Origin of the sequence: Aromatoleum tolulyticum, assembly GCF_900156155.1 — a bacterium.
Classification (GTDB): Bacteria; Pseudomonadota; Gammaproteobacteria; order Burkholderiales; family Rhodocyclaceae; genus Aromatoleum; species Aromatoleum tolulyticum.
This window is the reverse complement of sequence record NZ_FTMD01000009.1, coordinates 39,350-55,975: the sequence shown is the minus strand read 5'-3', so window position 1 is coordinate 55,975 and position 16,626 is coordinate 39,350. Positions and strand designations below refer to the sequence as shown.

The following is a 16,626-nucleotide window of genomic DNA, read 5'->3' as shown; positions in this document are numbered from 1 at the left end:
CGTCCCGCGAGGACGCGAACGAACTACCGGGGATGAACCCTTGAGACAGATTGTCCTGGATACCGAAACCACGGGCCTCGACTGGCGCAATGGCGACCGCGTGATCGAGATCGGCTGCGTGGAACTGCTCAACCGCAACCTGACCGGGCGGCACTACCACGTCTATATCAATCCGGAACGGGGGATCGACGCCGAAGCGGTGGCGGTGCACGGCATCACCGAGGAGTTCCTCGTCGACAAGCCGAAATTCCGCGATGTTGCGGGCGAGTTCATGGATTTCGTCCGCGATTCGGAACTTGTGATCCACAACGCGAGTTTCGACGTCGGCTTCCTCGACCACGAACTGTCGCTGCTGGGGCATCCGAAGCTCGGTGCGATGTGTTCGGGCGTGATCGACACGCTCAAGATGGCCAAGGAGCTGAATCCGGGCAAGAAGGCCTCGCTCGACGCCCTGTGCGACCGCTTCGAGATCGACAACGCCGCGCGTACCCTGCATGGCGCGCTGCTCGACGCGGAACTGCTCGCCGAGGTCTATCTGGCGATGACCCGCGGGCAGGAAAGCCTGATGATGCTGCTCGACGACGAGCCGGGGATGGACAGCCTCGACGCCAGCGGCAGCCCGATCCAGCGGCCGCCGCTGCGCGTGCTGCGCCCGTCGGCCGACGAACTGGCCGAGCATGACCGCGTGCTGCAGGACATCGTCAAGGCCAACAAGGGCGCCTGCCTGTGGATTCCGCCAGTGCCCGCGGAGGAAGCACCGGTCGCCTGACCGCCTCGGTGCATGCGCCCGGAAAGGTGGGCTTCGTCATTCCTAGATACTGTTATCCGGTTCAAATGCCGTGCAATCTGGCGTAGGGCGGGAGCAGCGCAGCGCATCCCGCCAATCCACCGCTGCGCCGCTCCCCTGCGGCGAGATTCATTTGGTCGACCGGTGGTGTTGGGCTGCGGGCGCAGAGATTGATGGTGAAGAAGCAGGTTCCGCCCGGGGATGCGGTTGCCGCGATGTTCGGGTATTCGCGAATCATGCAAAATAATATTTTGCACGGAAGGAGGCGGGATTCGCTGCGCTGCTCCCGCCCTACGAAACGGGTTAAACGCAAACGAAATCCCGATTGTCCGACGATGCGCGCACTCGCGCGATCAAGCTTTGCATGTGGGCTGATGACGCCTTCAGAGGATGAGCCGCCCCCCCGGCAGGCTTCCGGCTTGCTCCAGCCGCGTGACGGTGGGGCCGAGGTCCAGGCCGGTCTTTTCCTTCAGCGTACGGGCGCGGTCGCGCAGTTCGGCGACCGGAATGTCGATCCGGTCGCCCGCCGCGCCGAAGGCGACGACGTTGCCGCTGTCGCAGGACGGGAACGCGATCGCGCGGTCGTCGAAGGCGGTGATGATGCGATCGACGCTGGAACGGAAGCCGCGCGAGCGTCCGAAGAGGTTCACCGACATCAGCCCCTGTTCCGACAGCCGCGCCCGCGCCGCGGCGTAGAACGGGGCAGTGTCCAACGCGCCGGCGCGGGCGTTGCGGTCGAAGCCGTCGACGAGGATGAGGTCGAACTTGCGCTCGGTCTCCATCACGTAGCGCACGCCGTCGCCGACGTGGACCGCCAGCCGCTCGTCCTCGTCCGGCAGCTTGAAGAACTGGCGCGCCGCGGCGACGACGCGCGCTTCGATCTCGACCACCTGGGTGCGCGTCTGCGGGCAATGGTGATGCAGGAAGCGCGTCAGCGACGCCGCGCCGAGTCCGATCACGAGCGCCGTGCGCGGCCACTCCTCGGCGTCGCGCAGCAGCAGGCCCGCCATCATCTCGCGCGTGTAGGCGAGTTCGAGCGCGTTGGGGCGGCGGATGCGCATCGCGCCCTGGACCCACTCGGAGCCGAAATGCAGGTAGCGGACGCCGCCGTCTTCGCTGATGTCGATCGGGGTGCTCATGCCGTCAACCGCTTCAAGGCGTACAGCTGTTCGAGCGCCTCGCGCGGGCTGAGGCTGTCGGGATCGATGTCGGACAGTGCGGTGAGCGCCGGATGCGACAGCGGCTCGTCGTCCGCTTCGGGCAGTGCGGCGAACAGGTCGGCCTGCGGGCCGGCGCCGACTTCGCGGTTTTCCAGCGCGCGCAGACGGCGCTTGGCGTCGCGGATCACCGAGCCGGGAATGCCGGCCAGCGCCGCGACCTCGATCCCGTAGCTCTGGCTCGCGGGTCCTTCCTCGACGGCGTGCAGGAAGACGATGCGGTGCGCGTGCTCGACCGCGTCGAGGTGCACGTTGGCGCACTCGGGATAGTCGGCGTTGAGGCGCGTGAGTTCGAAGTAATGGGTGGAGAAGAGCGTGAGGCAGCGGTTCTTCTCCAGCAGGTGGCGTGCGATCGCGAAGGCCAGCGCGAGGCCGTCGAAGGTCGAGGTGCCGCGGCCGATCTCGTCCATCAGCACGAGGCTCTGGTCGGTGGCGCCGTGCAGGATCGCCGAGGCCTCGGTCATCTCGACCATGAAGGTCGAGCGGCCCGACGCGAGGTCGTCAGAGGCGCCGATGCGCGTGAAGATCGCATCGAGCGGACCGATGCGCGCGGCCTGCGCGGGCACGAAGGCGCCGACGTGGGCGAGCAGCGCGATGAGCGCGACCTGGCGCATGAAGGTCGATTTACCGCCCATGTTCGGGCCGGTGATCATCTGCATGCGGCGCGTCGGTGCGAGGCTGCAGTCGTTGGCGATGAAATTCTCGACCTGGCGCTCGACCACCGGGTGGCGGCCGCCGACGATGTCCATGCCGGGCTGGTCCGAGAACTGCGGGCAGACGTAGCCGTAGCGCACGGCGGCCTCGCCGAAGGCGCCGAGGCCGTCGAGGCAGGCGAGGGAGCGGGCGATGTGCTGAAGTTTCGGAATGTGGGCGGCGAGGTCTTCGAGCAAGGCCTCGTAAAGCATCTTCTCGCGCGCGAGCGCGCGCTCCTGCGCGAACAGCGCCTTGTCCTCGAAGGCCTTCAGTTCGGGGGTGATGTAGCGTTCGGCGTTCTTCAGCGTCTGGCGGCGGCGGTAGTCGTCGGGCACCTTGGCGGCGTTCGCATGGCTGACCTCGATGTAGAAGCCATGCACCTTGTTGAACTCGACCTTCAGGTTCGCGATGCCGCTGCGTTCGCGCTCGCGCGCCTCGAGCGCCATCAGGAACTCGCCGCAGTTGGTCTGGATGCCGCGCAGTTCGTCGAGCTCGGCATCGAAGCCGGTGGCGATGACGCCGCCGTCGCGCACCGCCGCGGCAGGTTCGGGGGCGACCGCGCGCACGAGGAGATCGAGGGCGGCTTCCGGTATGCCGAGCCCGGCCGCGAGTTGGGCGAGCAACGCGGATTGCGGACGGCCGAGCGCGTCGTGCAGCTCGGGCAGGCGCGCGAGGCTGTCGCGCAGCGCGGCGAGATCGCGCGGGCGGGCGCTGCGCAGCGCGATGCGCGCCGTGATGCGGTCGACGTCCGCGACGCCGCGCAGGGCCTGGCGGGCGTTCGCGAGCATGCGCGCATCGCCGGTGTCGTTGCCGATCAGCTCGCTGACGGCGCCGTGGCGCGCGGCGGCGTGGTGTCGGTCGCGCAGCGGGTGATGCAGGGCGTGGCGCAGCCAGCGCGAGCCCATGCTGGTCACGCACGAGTCCAGCAGCGAGAGCAGGGTGGGCGAGGGCTCGCCGCGCAGGGTCTCGGTGAGTTCGAGGTTGCGTCGCGTCGCCGCGTCGAGGCGGAGGTATTCCGATTCGCGCTCGACCTTGAGGCTGGTGACGTGTTCGAGGCTCTGGCGCTGCGTGCTGCGCGCGTAGTCGAAGAGGGCTGCGGCAGCACCCAGCGCGACCGGCATGGCTTCGACGCCGAAGCCGGTCAGGTCGCGCGTGCCGAAGTGGTTGGTGAGCAGCCGTTCGCCGGTTTCGCCTTCGAATTGCCAGTCGGCAAGGCGGCGCAACACCGGCGACAGCGTCTCGACCAGCGGCAGCGCGAGGCCGTCGGGCACCAGCACCTCGGCCGGACGCAGGCGTTCGAACTGGGCCTGCAAGTGTTCGGCGGGACATTCCATCACGCGCAGGTCGCCGTTCGCGAGGTTCAGCCAAGCGAGGCCGAGGACGCCGCGATGCAGGTTCGCCGCGAGCAGGAGCGAATCGGAGCGGTCGTCGAGGAGGGCCGCGTCGGTGAGCGTGCCCGGGGTCACGATGCGGCTGACGGCACGCTCCATGGGTCCCTTGGTGGCACCGGGGTCGCCGACCTGTTCCGCGATGACGACCGATTCGCCGAGCTTCACCAGCCGCGCGAGGTATTGCTCGACGGCGTGGAAGGGGACGCCGGCCATCTTGATCGGTCGTCCCGCGGACTGTCCGCGCGTCGTCAGTGTGATGTCGAGCAGTCGGGCGGCCTTCTCGGCATCCTCGAAGAACAGTTCGTAGAAGTCGCCCATCCGGTAGAAGAGCAGCGTGTCGGGGTGCTGCTGCTTGATCCGGAGGTACTGCACCATCATGGGAGTATGGCCGGCGAACTCGTCATCGTTCAGCGGCTTGGGTAATGTTTCTTTTTTCATTCAGTAGCTTGTCTGATTCTGTCGACGACTTCCCGATCGTCCTGCGTCATCTGTCGTCACGCTGGGGAGATCAGCCGGCCGGGTCTGGTCCGCGGCATCGATCTGGTGACGCGCCGTCGGCGGGAGGCGAAGCCATCCGGACGACGACGGCAAAGGTCGTATTGTCTTCGAAGACCACCCCGCACGCGAGCGCTGCATCAACGATGACGCATTCGACGCGACGGGTGCGCCGATTCGATGAGCGCGCGGCGTCGAAAACCGTGGATCTGCTGTCGCGTGCAGACAAGTGGCCTCCTGGCGACTCACGTAACTTGAGGGCGCATTACAGGAGGAGAGACATGCACGACACACAACAAAAGCGCTGGACGCTGACCGTTGCCTGCGCCAGCGCCGCAGGGCAGGTCGCCGCGATTTCCGGCTTCCTTGATCGTCAGGGCTGCTACATCAACGAGTTCTCGTGCTTCGACGACGACCTCAGCGATCGCTTCTTCGTGCGCTGCGTGTTCAGCCGCGAAACCGAGGGCGAGCGCGAGGGCGCGGTCGACGTGGCGACCCTGCGCCATGAGTTCGCGCCGCTGGCGAAGCGTTTCGACATGGACTGGGCGATGCACGCGCTGTGCGCGCGGCCCAAGGTCCTGATCATGGTGTCGAAGCTCGATCACTGCCTGCGCGACCTGCTCTATCGCTGGCGCATCGGGGAGCTGCCTATCGACATCGTCGGTATCGTGTCGAATCATCCCGACCTGGAATTCCTCGCCGCGGCCGATGGCCTGCCGTTCCACCATGTCCCCGTGACGGCCGAGACCAAGCCGCAGCAGGAAGCGAAGCTGATGGGGATCGTCGACGAGACGGGCGCCGAGCTGGTGGTGCTGGCGCGCTACATGCAGGTGCTGAGCGAGGACCTGTGCAGGCGTCTCGATGGTCGCGCGATCAACATTCATCATTCCTTCCTGCCCGGATTCAAGGGGGCGAAGCCGTATCACCAGGCGCATGCGCGCGGCGTGAAGCTGATCGGCGCGACGGCCCACTACGTGACGACGGACCTCGACGAGGGGCCGATCATCGAGCAGGTGGTCGACCGTGTGACGCACGCGCACAGTGCCGAACAGTTGCTCTCGGTCGGTCGCGACATGGAATGCCAGGCGCTCGCGCGGGCCGTGCTGTATCACGTCGAGCGTCGCGTCTTCCTCAACGGCACCCGTACGGTCGTCCTGCCCTGATCGTGTCGATTCCGTCGGTCGGCGTCTTGATGGCGCCGGCGGTGCGTATAGACTTCGACCAGAAACTACGACTTTCAGGGTATCTCGATGAGCAACGCGACTCCCGGCCACGGGCCGGGCCACTGGGCCGGGCGCGGCGGCGACGCGCCGATCCGCTTCGGCTTTCTCCTTGTTCCCGACTTCACGCTGATCGGCTTCGGCGCGGCGGTCGATCCCCTGCGTCTTGCGAACATGGTCGCGCGCAGGAAGCTGTATGAGTTCGTGACGATCACGATGGACGGCGAGCCGGTGCGTTCGAGTGCCGGCATCTGCGTTCAGCCCGACCATGCGGCGGCCGATGCGGGCGACCTCGACGGCGTCTTCGTCGTCGGCCCGAATCCGCTGCCGATCGCCGGCACCGAGCCGATCCAGCGCTGGCTGCGCACGCTCGCGGGCCGCGGCGTCGCGCTCGGCGGGGTGGATACGGGCAGTTATTTCCTCGCCTGCGCGGGGCTGCTCGACGGACATCGCAGCACGATCCATTGGGAGGACATGGATGCGCTGCTCGACCGTTTCCCGCGCCTGGTCGTGTCGAACAAGCTCTACGAGGTCGACCGCAACCGCTGCTCATGCAGCGGCGGCATCGCGCCAGTGGAGATGATGATCCACCTGATCGGCCTCGGCGGAGGAGGGCGCAAGGTGGCGAAGGCGGTGGCCGAGCTGCTGATCTACGAGTGCCGCGGCCCGGACGAGAAGCAGAAGACCTCGCTGCGCGACGTCTCCAACGCGTCGCATCCCAAGCTCGTCGAGGCGATCAAGCTGATGGAGTGCAACATCGAGGAACCGCTGTCGATGGAGGAACTGGCGGCGCACATGCAGTTCTCGGCGCGCCAGCTCGAACGCCTTTTCCGCGAGACGCTCAACTGCACGCCGCGGCAGTACTACCTGCAGATCCGCCTCGAGCGCGCGCGCCAGCTTCTTACGCGCACCAACCGTCCGATCGCCGACATCGTGATGGCCTGCGGATTCGTGTCCTTCGCGCATTTCTCGCATCGCTACCACGCCGGCTTCGGCATCTCGCCGAGCGCCGAGCGCCGGCGTCACACTGGAGACGCGGCAGGGTCGGCCAAGCCGGCCTGAGTCCCGTCACGCCCTCGGTTCCCCTCTCCCACGGTCGTTCCGCGACCGGGTTGCGCGCCTCCGGCCGGTTTCGGCCGGAGGTTTTTTTACGTCGTTTTCACGAAACAGACTGTCGGCAGCCGGATATCAACGCGGGACGCCCGTCACTAGGATAGGGTTAAATACAGCCGGTCTGGCGGCGGTACCGAGCGCGGTCTTGCGTGACGAGCCATGCCAGCAGTGCAGGATGACCAGGGAGCGGGTACACAAAGACTCCCGGCATCACCGCATCGCCCCTTCGGGGGCGAAGCGGCAAAACAAATACAAGACAGCAAGGCCACACAAAGGAGGCAGTACGATGGAGTACGGAACAGCGAGAATCCCGCACGACAAGCGGGAATACGGGTTCGTCGACACGGTATTCACGTGGTTCGGATCCGGGGTCAACACGGGATCGTGGGTTTTCGGCGGCATGGCGGCCGCGCTCGGGATGTCGTTCGTGTGGTGGTACAGCGCCGTGTACCTGCCGCTGATGATGATCCCGTGGGCGATGGTGGCGTGGATCGGGTGGAAGCACGGGGCGTCCACGGTGACGTCGACGATTCCCGCGCTCGGCGTGAAGGGCGCGCGCTTCATGGGCATCGGCGAATTCCTCGGGCTGATCGGCTGGCCCAGCATCAACACCTTCATCGCCGCGATCTCGCTGACGCACGTGTTCCACGCGATGTTCGACTGGCCTGCCTATGGTTCGCCGGGTTCCACCTGGCCGCTGGTCGCCGGCATCCTCGTGACGGCGCTGCTGCAGGGCATCATCGTGTGCATCGGCCACAGTGCGATCAAGTACCTGGAATGGCTGGCGGTGGTGCTGTTGCTCGTGCTCGGCATCTGGGAGACGAAGGTCGTGCTCGAGCATTGGGACTACGACAAGATCGCGAACTTCACCCTGCCGGCGGCCCAGCATTCGCCGGCGTTCTACATCGATCTGGCGTTCGGGTTCTGCTGGGGCTGGGCGCAGATCTGCGACTTCTCGCGTTTCTCGAAGAGTTCCGCCTCGGCCACCGTCGGCAGCTGGCTGGGCGTGAACCTGGGGCAGGGGTGGTTCATGCTGGTCGGTGCGATCGGCGTCATCGGCGTCGTCCTCGAAACGGGCGTCTTCGATCCGAACAACGCCGACCCGAGCTCGACCATCGCTTCGCTCGGCCTGGGCATGGTGGCCTTCCTCGTGGTCTTCTTCGCCACGGTGAGCACCAACGTCACGGTTCTTTACGGTGCGGGGATGGGACTGGTCGGGGCTGCACGCACGTCGAATCCGCGCAAATTCCTGTACTTCATCGCGATCCTGCAACTGGTGATGTGCTTCCTGCCGCTGGTGTTCGACAGCTTCATCCACTACTTCGAGTTCTTCCTCGGCATCGTGGGCGGCGTTTTCATCCCCTTGTGGACCCTCGTCGTACTCGATTATTTCGTGGTGCGGCGGGCGCGCGTGCGCGACGAGGATCTCTTTGCCGGCGAGGACCGTCTCGGGCGCACGCTGAGTGCGCTGGGCGACTGGAACATCTGCGGGTGGGTCGCAATGATCGCCGGACTGGCGGTGTTCTATCTGCTGCACTACGGGTTCAAGGAAATCGCCATCGTCACGACGGCCTCGCTGCCCGCCATTGCGGTCACCGCGGTGGCCTACCTGCTGCTGGTTGCGGTGAAGGGCGTCCCGGCACAGTCGCGGGTGATGAAACGCGCCTGAGCAGCATTGATTGACAGACTCGGCCCGACACACGACTGCCGGCAGGGCAGGTGGTCGGGCCGGCACGAGGAGACGAATGAATGAAGAGTGTTCACATTTCCGAGCTCGCCTGGCCGGAATACGATGCCCGGGTCCGCGACGGCCGGACCCCGGTCTTGATCCCGGTCGGCGCGCTCGAGCAACACGGCCCCCACATGTCGATGAACCCGGACGTGCTGCTTCCCACCGCCATCTCGGAACGGGTCGCGGAGCGCATCGGCGCACTCGTCGCGCCGCCCATCGCCTACGGCTACAAGTCGCAGCAGAAGAGCGGGGGCGGCAACCACATGCCGGGGACGACCAGTCTCGACGGCATGACGGTGACCTGCACGATCCGCGACGTGCTCAAGGAACTCGCGCGCCACGGTGTGCGCCGCACGGTGCTGGTCAATGGCCATTACGAGAATTCGGCCTTCATCGTCGAGGGGGTCGATCTCGCACAACGGGAATTGCGCTGGGACGGCATCCGCGATTTCTCCACGGTCGTCCTGTCGTATTGGGATTTCGTGACCCAGGAGGCGATCGACGCGATCTACCAGGGCGAGTTTCCGGGTTGGGCGGTCGAACATGGGGGCGTGCTGGAGACTTCGCTGATGCTTCATCTGCATCCGCAGCTCGTGGATATGGAAAAGGTCTGCGACCACGCGCCGGCGCAATTCCCGCCCTATGACTTCTTCCCGATCAAGCCCGAATGGACTCCGGCTTCCGGTTGCCTGTCATCGGCGAAGCGCGCGAGCGCACAGCATGGCGAAACCTTGCTGAAGGTTTGCGTCGACGGCATCAGCACGGAATTGATGTCCGCCTTCGAGTGATCCTGCCGCGGCGCGCCGCCCGGGCGTCGTCGCTGAATTGAAATCGACCCTGTCTGCGTCATGCGACGACGCAGGCAGGGCCGATTGCCGTTTACGCCCCGCACCCGTCCGCAATTCGTCGTGATCGCCGGGAGCCCGTATTGGCCCCGCTCCGCTGATCCAACGATGGGTTGCCGAACTCCAATTATCCGCTGATTTTCGACTGCCGGCCCGATGTCGTCAGCACGACAAGGCGCGTCGATATCAGGAAATGCGTCGGGGCTGCGCATTTCCATACTTGCCTCCACCTGATCCCGAAAAGTACAGCAACAAATCGGCCGGATCAGTCAGGGTGCGCCGCAGGCGCTTGCGACTCGAGTTTGAAGAGGAGGGATTTGCGCAGATCGATTCGCGTGTCGAGCAAAAACATTCCGGATGGCCCATTGAGAACTGCAAAAGCAGTCGCGCCACGGTAATCAAAACAATGAATTAACACCAAAGGAAAGCGAATGAAGAGCATTGGACGGAAATCCGGCTCCGCCTTTATTGCGGGCTGCTGTGTCGCTCTAGGGATGGTCGCAGCGAAAAATGCGTTCGCCACGGAAAGCTGGCAGAACACCAACGTGACCGTCGGGTATACGACGGAATCCAAATTCGATCCCGTCTTCGGCACCGGCACGGCCGACAAGAAATTGACGACCGTGCGCCTCGAACATTTCGGCGTGCATGAATACGGCGACAATTATTTCTTCTTCGATACCTATCATGGCAAGGAAGTCGGCAGCTTTTTCGGCTTCGGCGCAGGTTCCTTCGGGGAGCAGACCAAGGACCAGTATTTCGGCGTGTGGAATCCGCGGCTGAGCCTCTCCAAGATCACCGGCGCGAATCTCTCGTTCGGATTCATTGCGGACGTGAATCTCGCGGCGCGCCTCGAACGGGGTTCCTATGCGAATTTCCGTGCGAACAATTTCGGCGTTGCCTTCGACCTGAAAGTGCCGGGTTTCAGCTTCTTCGAAACCGACTTCTACGCACGCAGCGCGAGGTTTACCGGGGACGGAGGAAAGGACATCCACACGCTGTTCTGGCGCACGTTCGCGATGCTGCCGTTCGAGATCGGCGGGTTCAAACTCACCTGGTCGCCGTTGCTGCTCGTGAACTTCAACAACAAGCAGCGCGACAACACCATCTTCGTTCAGCCCGACCTGTGGCTGAAACTCAACAAGCATTTCGACATCGGCTATCGGCACGAATACGCGACGTACAAGAAGACGCCTGGCGAAGGCGGGGGTACGTACTCGCGCACCACGCCGACGCTGCAGGTGCGTTGGAACTTCTGATTTTCCGCCGACCACGATCGGCCGCCGCCGCATGCAGGTTGACGGCCGATTGCCAATGTATTCCGAAGATTCGTCGTCTGGTCAGGAGAGCTGCCGCAGCCGCCGCGGCCTGCCGATCCGTTCGTGCCAAAGGAGATCGAAATGAAAGAGGAAGACAAGAACCTGCAGTCGCCGTTCCGCCGTCGCTTCCTGCAGGGCAGCAGCGCCCTCGCAGTCGGCAGCGCATTGCCACTGTCGCTCGTGTCCGCGAACAGTAGTGCGCAAAGCGCCGGTCAGCCGCGTACGCTGACCATGCTGGCGTGGTACGGCCATGCCGAGCCGGACATCGTTGCCGAGTTCGAGGCCAAGTACAACGTCAAGGTGAAGCCGAAGTACTACACCGGCGGCGACAACATGCTGGCGCTGATCTCGCAGTCGCCGGCCGGGACCTACGACCTGATCCTGTCCGACGCGGAGTACGTGCCGCAGCTGCGCAAGGCGGGCTACCTCGAGCGGCTCGAGGCGAAGGACTACGCGTTCGACGACTATTTCCCCGAGTTCCAGAAGTTTCCCGGGCACTGGGACGGCAACGACCTGTACGCCGTGATGGTCCGCTTCGGCTTCCTCGGCGTCGCGTACAACACCGATGCGGTGCCGGAGAGCAAGGCGCGCTCGTTCAAGGTGTACTGGGACCCGGCCTACAAGGGCAAGGTGGGGCACTTCGACTGGTATCTGCCGAACATGGGCGAGATGAGCCTGTACGCGGGCCACAAGGCGCCCTACAAGCTCGAGGCGGACCAGTTCTCGAAGCTCAAGACCGTGATGAAGAGCCTGCGTCCCCAGGTCGCCGGCTTCTTCGACTACGGCGGCACCTTCAGCGGCCTGAAAAACGGGCAGCTCCAGCTGGTGTGCGGCATCGGCGACTGGATCACCGGCACGCTCGCGCGCTCGGGGGCGAAGGTGAGCTCGGTCGTTCCGGACGAGGGCGGCCTGCAGTGGACCGAGTCCCTGTCGATCGGCAAGGGCACGCGCAACCGTGACCTCGCCAACGCGTTCATCCAGTACATCACCTCCGCACAGGGTCAGGTGAAGTCCGCGAAGATGGCGGCGTATCCGGCGCTGATCCCGAACCGCAAGGGCTGGGAGCTGCTGGGGCAGAGCGATCCGGCCGAGGCGCGCCGGCAGGGCATGGTGTTGCAGGGGCACAATGTGATGGACGACATCCGCTCCGGGAAAATCGTCTTCCGCCAGCTGCCCGTGCAGCAGAGTATCGAGGACTGGAACGACTTCTGGTCCGAGTACAAGGAAAAAGCCTGACCCTTCCCGCTTCGCCGGACGGGTCGCGGGCCCGTCCGGCGGCATCCCGGAGCCATCGCCATGTCGTCGAATTCCAGCCGTCGGAGGTGGCCGCTGTTGCTGCCACCGCTGCTGTGGCAGCTGACCTTTTTCCTGCTGCCGCTGCTTTTCCTTTTCGTCATCTCGTTCTGGAGTGTCGTCAATTTCCGGCTGGAACCGGACATGACCCTCAAGAACTGGGACTTCATGCTGAGCCGCAGCTCCTTCTGGTCGGCCTACGGCCATACGTGGTCCCTGGCGCTGGGCGCGGCGGTCGTCACGACCTGCTGTTCCTTTCCTGCGGCCTGCAGCCTCGCGTTCACCGTGTCGGAGCGCACGCGCAAGCTCGCGCTGATGTTCCTGGTGGTGCCGTTCTTCACCAGCTACCTGGTGCGCGTGTATTCGTGGCAGGCCTTCCTCGCGGACAACGGCATCGTCAATGCCTTGCTCGCGCTCGTGGGCCTGGACGGGCTGCCGATGCTCAATTCCGACTTCGGTTCGCTCGTCGGCTACGTGACGCTGGCGCTGCCGCTCGTGACGCTGGTGCAGACGATGGGGCTGGCGCAGATCGACCGCAACCTGATCGAAGCGGCGCATAACCTGCGCGCCGGGCCGGTGCGGACGCTGTTCGAGGTGATCATGCCGCTGGCGAAACCCTCGCTGGTCGTGGGGGCGCTCTTCGCGTTCATCCTCGCCTTCGGTGATTTCGTCGCGCCCACCTATCTCGGCGGCGGTGCACCGCCGACGCTGAGCAACCTGATCATCGACACCACCAAATCCGGCCAGCAGTGGCCGCGTGCCGCGGTGGTCGCGATCGTGATGATCCTCACCCTCGTCGTCACCTCCCTTGCGGCGGTGCGGCTTGCCTACGGGAGGCGCAAATGATGCTGAGACTCGGCCGCTGGTTCGGGTGGGCTTATACGGGCTACACCTTCCTTTTCATCCTGGCGCCGATCGCCGCCAGCCTGGTGTTCTCGTTCAACGCGGATCGCTTCCCGTCCTTGCCGCTGAAGGGATTCACGACGGAATGGTATGGCGGAACCTTCACCGATCCGCTGGTCATCGAGGCGTTCCAGCGCAGCGTGATGGTGTCGATCCCCGTGGCGCTGCTGTCGACGATCCTCGGCTTCTGCGCGGCCTACTGCGACTTCCGCTTCGATTTCCGCGGCAAGTCGCTGTTCAGCCTGCTGATGCTGCTGCCGCCGACGATCCCCGCCGTCATCATGGGGCTGGGGATGCTGTCCTACCTCTCCCGCATGAGCCTCGCCGGGGAGGTCTGGGCCGTGCTGATCAGCCACGTCGTCATCGCCTTGCCCTTCGCGATGGCGATGATCCGGCTGCGTCTGGCGCAGATGGACAGCGCGCTGGAGGAGGCCTCGTGGAACCTGCGGGCGTCCCCGGCGCAGACCCTGTGGTACGTCGTCCTGCCCTTCTGCAAGCAGAGCCTGGTCGCCGCCTTCCTGATCACCGCGGCGGTGTCTTTCGACGAATTCGCCGTCGCGTGGTTCGTGTCGGGCCTCAACGAGACGGTTCCGGTGCGCGTGCTGGTGTTCCTGCAGGGGCAGGTCAGTCCCGTGATCAACGCGATCGGCACGGCGGTATTCACCTCCTCGATCTTCCTGGTTGCAATCGGAATGGCCTTTTCCGGCATGGGCAAGGCGAAACGCGCAGCCGCCGAGGCCCCCGCTCAGCCGGCAGCAGGTGCGCTGGTCTCCAACAACGGTTTGTCTTTGTGAGAGTGATCATGAGTGAAGCACTGGTAGAGATCGATCGCGTATCGAAGAGGTTCGGCGACTACACGGCGGTGACCGACACCTCGTTCAGCATCGGCGAGGGCGAATTCCTCGCGATCATGGGTTCGAGCGGCTGCGGCAAGACGACCATGCTGCGCATGCTGGCGGGGCTGGAGGAGCCGAGCGAGGGGGAGATCCGCCTCGAGGGCCGGTCGCAGAAGGGTCTGCCGCCGTGGCGGCGGGACCTGCCGCTGGTGTGGCAGAGCCTCGCGCTCTTCCCCTTCCTGAGCGTGCTCGACAACGTCGGCTTCGGCCTGAAGATGCGCGGCGTCGCGAAAGCGGAGCGCGATCGGCGCTCGCTGGCGTGGCTGCACAAGCTGGAGCTCGGCGAGTTCGCGAGCCGCAACGTGATGCAGCTCTCGGGCGGTCAGCGGCAACGCGTCGCGCTGGCGCGGGCGCTCGTCACCGAGCCCAAGGTGCTGCTGCTCGACGAGCCGCTGAGCGCGCTCGACGCCCACCTCAGCGTGCGCATGCAGGCCTTGCTGCGCTCCCTGCAGCGCGAGCTGGGCATCACCTTCGTGTATGTCACGCACAGCCAGACCGAGGCCTTCTCGATGGCCGACCGCGTCGTGATCATGAGCCGCGGCAAGGTGGAGCAGATCGGCTCGCCACAGGCGATCTACCGTCACCCGGCGAACCGCTTCGTCGCCGAATTCATCGGCAACGTGACGATCCTGCGCGGGAGCGTCGCGGAAGTCGGGGAACAGGCGGTGCGGCTGAACACGGCGACCGGGGGGATGAGCGTGTCGCGCGGCAACTTCGCGGGTTCGCACGGGGCGCAGGCGGACTTCTACGTCAATGCCGACCAGATCGCGATCGGCGACGAACCACGGCACGAGAACCACGTGCGTGCGCGTTTCCTGAGCCACAAGTTCATCGGCAACATGGTCACGCTGTTCCTGGAGGTGCCCGGCATCGAGGACGACCTCAAGGTCATCCTGCCCGAAAGGACCTACGACTGCCTCGGCATGCAGCCGGGCGACTCGGTCGTGGCGTCCTGGCCAGCTGCTGCGGCGCACTTTTTCGGCGGCGCCGCCTGACCCCGGCGGGCCGCGTTCCGTGCGCATTTTCGCCGTCGTCGTTTTCACGCAAACGCCCGTCGAAGTGCGGAAATTGGCGGCCCCGTCCCTTCTCTAGCATGGACTCACGTTGTCGGTGCGCAAGTTCTTAGGCGACCGGCGATGGTATCCGGAACACCCCACCACATATAACAGGAGCGGATGGACATGACGAATCTGGTTACCGGCATTCAGTCGATCAAGGAGATGAAGGACCTGCTGCGCATCGAGAACGGCGAGAAGGTGAAGCACACGTTCTCCGAGCAGGAGTTCCACAACCGCCAGGCGAAGCTGCGCGCTTACATGGCGGCCAACGACATCGACGCAGTGCTGTTCACGTCGATGCACAACATCAACTACTACAGCGACTTCCTGTACTGCTCGTTCGGCCGTCCCTACGGCCTCGTCGTGACGCAGGAGAAGGTCGTCTCGATCAGCGCCAACATCGACGGCGGCCAGCCGTGGCGTCGCACGGTGGGCGACTACAACGTCGTCTACACCGACTGGCGCCGCGACAACTACTTCCGCGCGATCCAGCAGGAGATCCCCAACAAGGGCCGCGTGGGCGTCGAGTACGACCACATCCCGGTCGATCGCCTGGAGAAGCTGAAGGCGGCGTTGCCGGCGGTCGCGCTGACCGACATCGGCGCACCGACGATGCGCATGCGCATGGTCAAGTCGGCCGAGGAAATCGCGCTGATCAGGCACGGCGCGCAAGTGTGCGACGTCGGCGGCGCAGCGCTGGCGGCGGCGGTGCATGAAGGCGTGCCCGAGCATGAAGTCGCACTCGCCTCCACGCAGGCGATGGTGCGCGAGATCGCCAAGCGCTTCCCCGATTCGGAACTGATGGACACCTGGACCTGGTTCCAGTCCGGCATCAACACCGACGGCGCGCACAACCCGGTCACGACACGCAAGGTGCAGAAGGGCGACATCCTGTCGCTGAACTGCTTTTCGATGATCTCGGGCTACTACACGGCGCTCGAGCGCACGATGTTCTACGATCATTGTGACGACGCCTCGCTCAAGCTGTGGGAAGTGAACGTCAAGGTGCACGAGGCCGGCCTCAAGCTCGTGAAGCCGGGCGTGCGCTGCTGCGACGTGGCCGCCCAGCTCAATGAGATCTTCGCCGAGCACGGCCTGCTGCAGTACCGCACCTTCGGTTACGGCCACTCCTTCGGCGTGCTGTCGCACTACTACGGCCGCGAGGCGGGCCTCGAATTCCGCGAGGACATCGACACGGTGCTCGAGCCGAACATGGTCGTGTCGATCGAGCCGATGATCATGCTGCCCCAAGGCATGCCCGGCGCGGGCGGCTACCGCGAGCACGACATCCTCGTCGTGACCGAGAACGGCGCCGAAAACATCACCGGCTTCAAGTACGGGCCGGAGCACAACATCATCCGCCGCTAAGTCGACGGAATCAGGCCTGTCGCGCCCGCGGCAGGCCGCCAAAACAAATGACTGCCCCGCAAGAGGGCGGCGATCACACCGGAGACACGCTCATGAAAAAAAGCCGCAGGGTCTCGTCCTAGAGCACCCTTCGCGTCGATCCCCAAGAGGTCGCTGACGACCCGCCTTCCGTGCCGCACCGTTGCGGCAGGAGCGACGCTGCCTGATCACCCGGATTCAACCTCCCGCGCGCCCGTGCCTTTCGGGCCCGCCGTGGCTTGCCGTGCGCGTCGGACGGATTCACACCTGGTTTCGTG

At 65.1% G+C, this 16,626-nt stretch carries 14 protein-coding genes; 11 read left to right on the top strand and 3 right to left on the bottom strand.

From position 1 onward, the window contains the following. Nucleotides 1-40 precede the first annotated feature (40 nt). A complete protein-coding gene (gene dnaQ / locus BW991_RS14260) occupies nt 41-769 on the top strand; it encodes a DNA polymerase III subunit epsilon (RefSeq protein WP_076602782.1) in 729 nt (242 codons plus the stop codon). Between the two features lie 401 nt (nt 770-1,170). On the opposite strand, the gene BW991_RS14255 is transcribed toward dnaQ, so the two are convergent. Then, on the bottom strand, nt 1,171-1,926 hold the full coding sequence (locus tag BW991_RS14255) for a fused MFS/spermidine synthase (RefSeq protein WP_076602781.1): 756 nt from the start codon (nt 1,924-1,926) through the stop codon (nt 1,171-1,173). Then, nucleotides 1,923-4,526, bottom strand: coding sequence for a DNA mismatch repair protein MutS (gene mutS / locus BW991_RS14250; protein WP_076602780.1), 2,604 nt, complete (start codon nt 4,524-4,526; stop codon nt 1,923-1,925). The genes BW991_RS14255 and mutS overlap by 4 nt, the downstream gene beginning before the upstream one ends. A 338-nt stretch (nt 4,527-4,864) precedes the next feature. On the opposite strand from mutS, the gene purU reads away from it, so the two are divergent. The 4 genes from purU to BW991_RS14230 all read left to right on the top strand — a co-directional run bounded on the left by purU (nt 4,865) and on the right by BW991_RS14230 (nt 9,436). Continuing rightward, on the top strand, nt 4,865-5,746 hold the full coding sequence (gene purU / locus BW991_RS14245; protein WP_076602779.1) for a formyltetrahydrofolate deformylase: 882 nt from the start codon (nt 4,865-4,867) through the stop codon (nt 5,744-5,746). An 87-nt stretch (nt 5,747-5,833) separates the two neighbouring features. Continuing rightward, on the top strand, nt 5,834-6,865 hold the full coding sequence (locus tag BW991_RS14240) for a GlxA family transcriptional regulator (protein ID WP_076602778.1): 1,032 nt from the start codon (nt 5,834-5,836) through the stop codon (nt 6,863-6,865). Between the two features lie 337 nt (nt 6,866-7,202). Further along, nucleotides 7,203-8,585: a purine-cytosine permease family protein gene (locus BW991_RS14235; protein ID WP_076602777.1), complete on the top strand. Its 1,383-nt coding sequence runs from the start codon at nt 7,203-7,205 to the stop codon at nt 8,583-8,585. An 80-nt stretch (nt 8,586-8,665) separates the two neighbouring features. After that, nucleotides 8,666-9,436, top strand: a complete 771-nt coding sequence (locus BW991_RS14230) for a creatininase (protein ID WP_076602776.1) — start codon at nt 8,666-8,668, stop codon at nt 9,434-9,436. Nucleotides 9,437-9,758: 322 nt separating this feature from the next. Here BW991_RS14230 and BW991_RS23885 read toward each other — a convergent pair whose 3' ends face one another. Then, a complete protein-coding gene (locus BW991_RS23885) occupies nt 9,759-9,935 on the bottom strand; it encodes a hypothetical protein (protein WP_170879110.1) in 177 nt (58 codons plus the stop codon). Nucleotides 9,936-9,987: 52 nt separating this feature from the next. Here BW991_RS23885 and BW991_RS14225 point away from each other — a divergent pair, with 52 nt between their 5' ends. From BW991_RS14225 to BW991_RS14200, 6 genes are all read left to right on the top strand, one after another. Beyond that, a complete protein-coding gene (locus BW991_RS14225) occupies nt 9,988-10,752 on the top strand; it encodes a hypothetical protein (RefSeq protein WP_076602775.1) in 765 nt (254 codons plus the stop codon). 141 nt (nt 10,753-10,893) lie between these two features. Then, complete coding sequence (locus BW991_RS14220) at nt 10,894-12,048, top strand: polyamine ABC transporter substrate-binding protein (protein ID WP_076602774.1); 1,155 nt, start codon at nt 10,894-10,896, stop codon at nt 12,046-12,048. Between the two features lie 60 nt (nt 12,049-12,108). Further along, a complete protein-coding gene (locus tag BW991_RS14215; protein WP_076602773.1) occupies nt 12,109-12,951 on the top strand; it encodes an ABC transporter permease in 843 nt (280 codons plus the stop codon). Continuing rightward, a complete protein-coding gene (locus BW991_RS14210; RefSeq protein WP_076602772.1) occupies nt 12,948-13,802 on the top strand; it encodes an ABC transporter permease in 855 nt (284 codons plus the stop codon). The genes BW991_RS14215 and BW991_RS14210 overlap by 4 nt, the downstream gene beginning before the upstream one ends. 8 nt (nt 13,803-13,810) lie before the next feature. Next, nucleotides 13,811-14,899 (top strand): ABC transporter ATP-binding protein, encoded by a 1,089-nt coding sequence (locus tag BW991_RS14205; protein WP_076602771.1) that lies wholly within the window; start codon nt 13,811-13,813, stop codon nt 14,897-14,899. Nucleotides 14,900-15,085: 186 nt separating this feature from the next. Then, nucleotides 15,086-16,330: a M24 family metallopeptidase gene (locus tag BW991_RS14200; RefSeq protein WP_076602942.1), complete on the top strand. Its 1,245-nt coding sequence runs from the start codon at nt 15,086-15,088 to the stop codon at nt 16,328-16,330. Nucleotides 16,331-16,626 lie beyond the last annotated feature (296 nt).

What these genes read in the sequence shown, in the direction of transcription:
- BW991_RS14230 (WP_076602776.1), top strand. Translation starts at nt 8,666, where the DNA reads ATGAAGAGTGTTCACATTTCCGAGCTCGCCTGGCCGGAATACGATGCC.
- BW991_RS14225 (WP_076602775.1), top strand. Translation starts at nt 9,988, where the DNA reads ATGGTCGCAGCGAAAAATGCGTTCGCCACGGAAAGCTGGCAGAACACC.
- BW991_RS14200 (WP_076602942.1), top strand. Translation starts at nt 15,086, where the DNA reads ATGACGAATCTGGTTACCGGCATTCAGTCGATCAAGGAGATGAAGGAC.
- BW991_RS14215 (WP_076602773.1), top strand. Translation starts at nt 12,109, where the DNA reads ATGTCGTCGAATTCCAGCCGTCGGAGGTGGCCGCTGTTGCTGCCACCG.
- BW991_RS23885 (WP_170879110.1), bottom strand. Translation starts at nt 9,935, where the DNA reads ATGCTCTTCATTCGCTTTCCTTTGGTGTTAATTCATTGTTTTGATTAC.
- BW991_RS14235 (WP_076602777.1), top strand. Translation starts at nt 7,203, where the DNA reads ATGGAGTACGGAACAGCGAGAATCCCGCACGACAAGCGGGAATACGGG.
- mutS (WP_076602780.1), bottom strand. Translation starts at nt 4,526, where the DNA reads ATGAAAAAAGAAACATTACCCAAGCCGCTGAACGATGACGAGTTCGCC.
- BW991_RS14205 (WP_076602771.1), top strand. Translation starts at nt 13,811, where the DNA reads ATGAGTGAAGCACTGGTAGAGATCGATCGCGTATCGAAGAGGTTCGGC.
- BW991_RS14240 (WP_076602778.1), top strand. Translation starts at nt 5,834, where the DNA reads ATGAGCAACGCGACTCCCGGCCACGGGCCGGGCCACTGGGCCGGGCGC.
- purU (WP_076602779.1), top strand. Translation starts at nt 4,865, where the DNA reads ATGCACGACACACAACAAAAGCGCTGGACGCTGACCGTTGCCTGCGCC.
- BW991_RS14220 (WP_076602774.1), top strand. Translation starts at nt 10,894, where the DNA reads ATGAAAGAGGAAGACAAGAACCTGCAGTCGCCGTTCCGCCGTCGCTTC.
- BW991_RS14210 (WP_076602772.1), top strand. Translation starts at nt 12,948, where the DNA reads ATGATGCTGAGACTCGGCCGCTGGTTCGGGTGGGCTTATACGGGCTAC.
- BW991_RS14255 (WP_076602781.1), bottom strand. Translation starts at nt 1,926, where the DNA reads ATGAGCACCCCGATCGACATCAGCGAAGACGGCGGCGTCCGCTACCTG.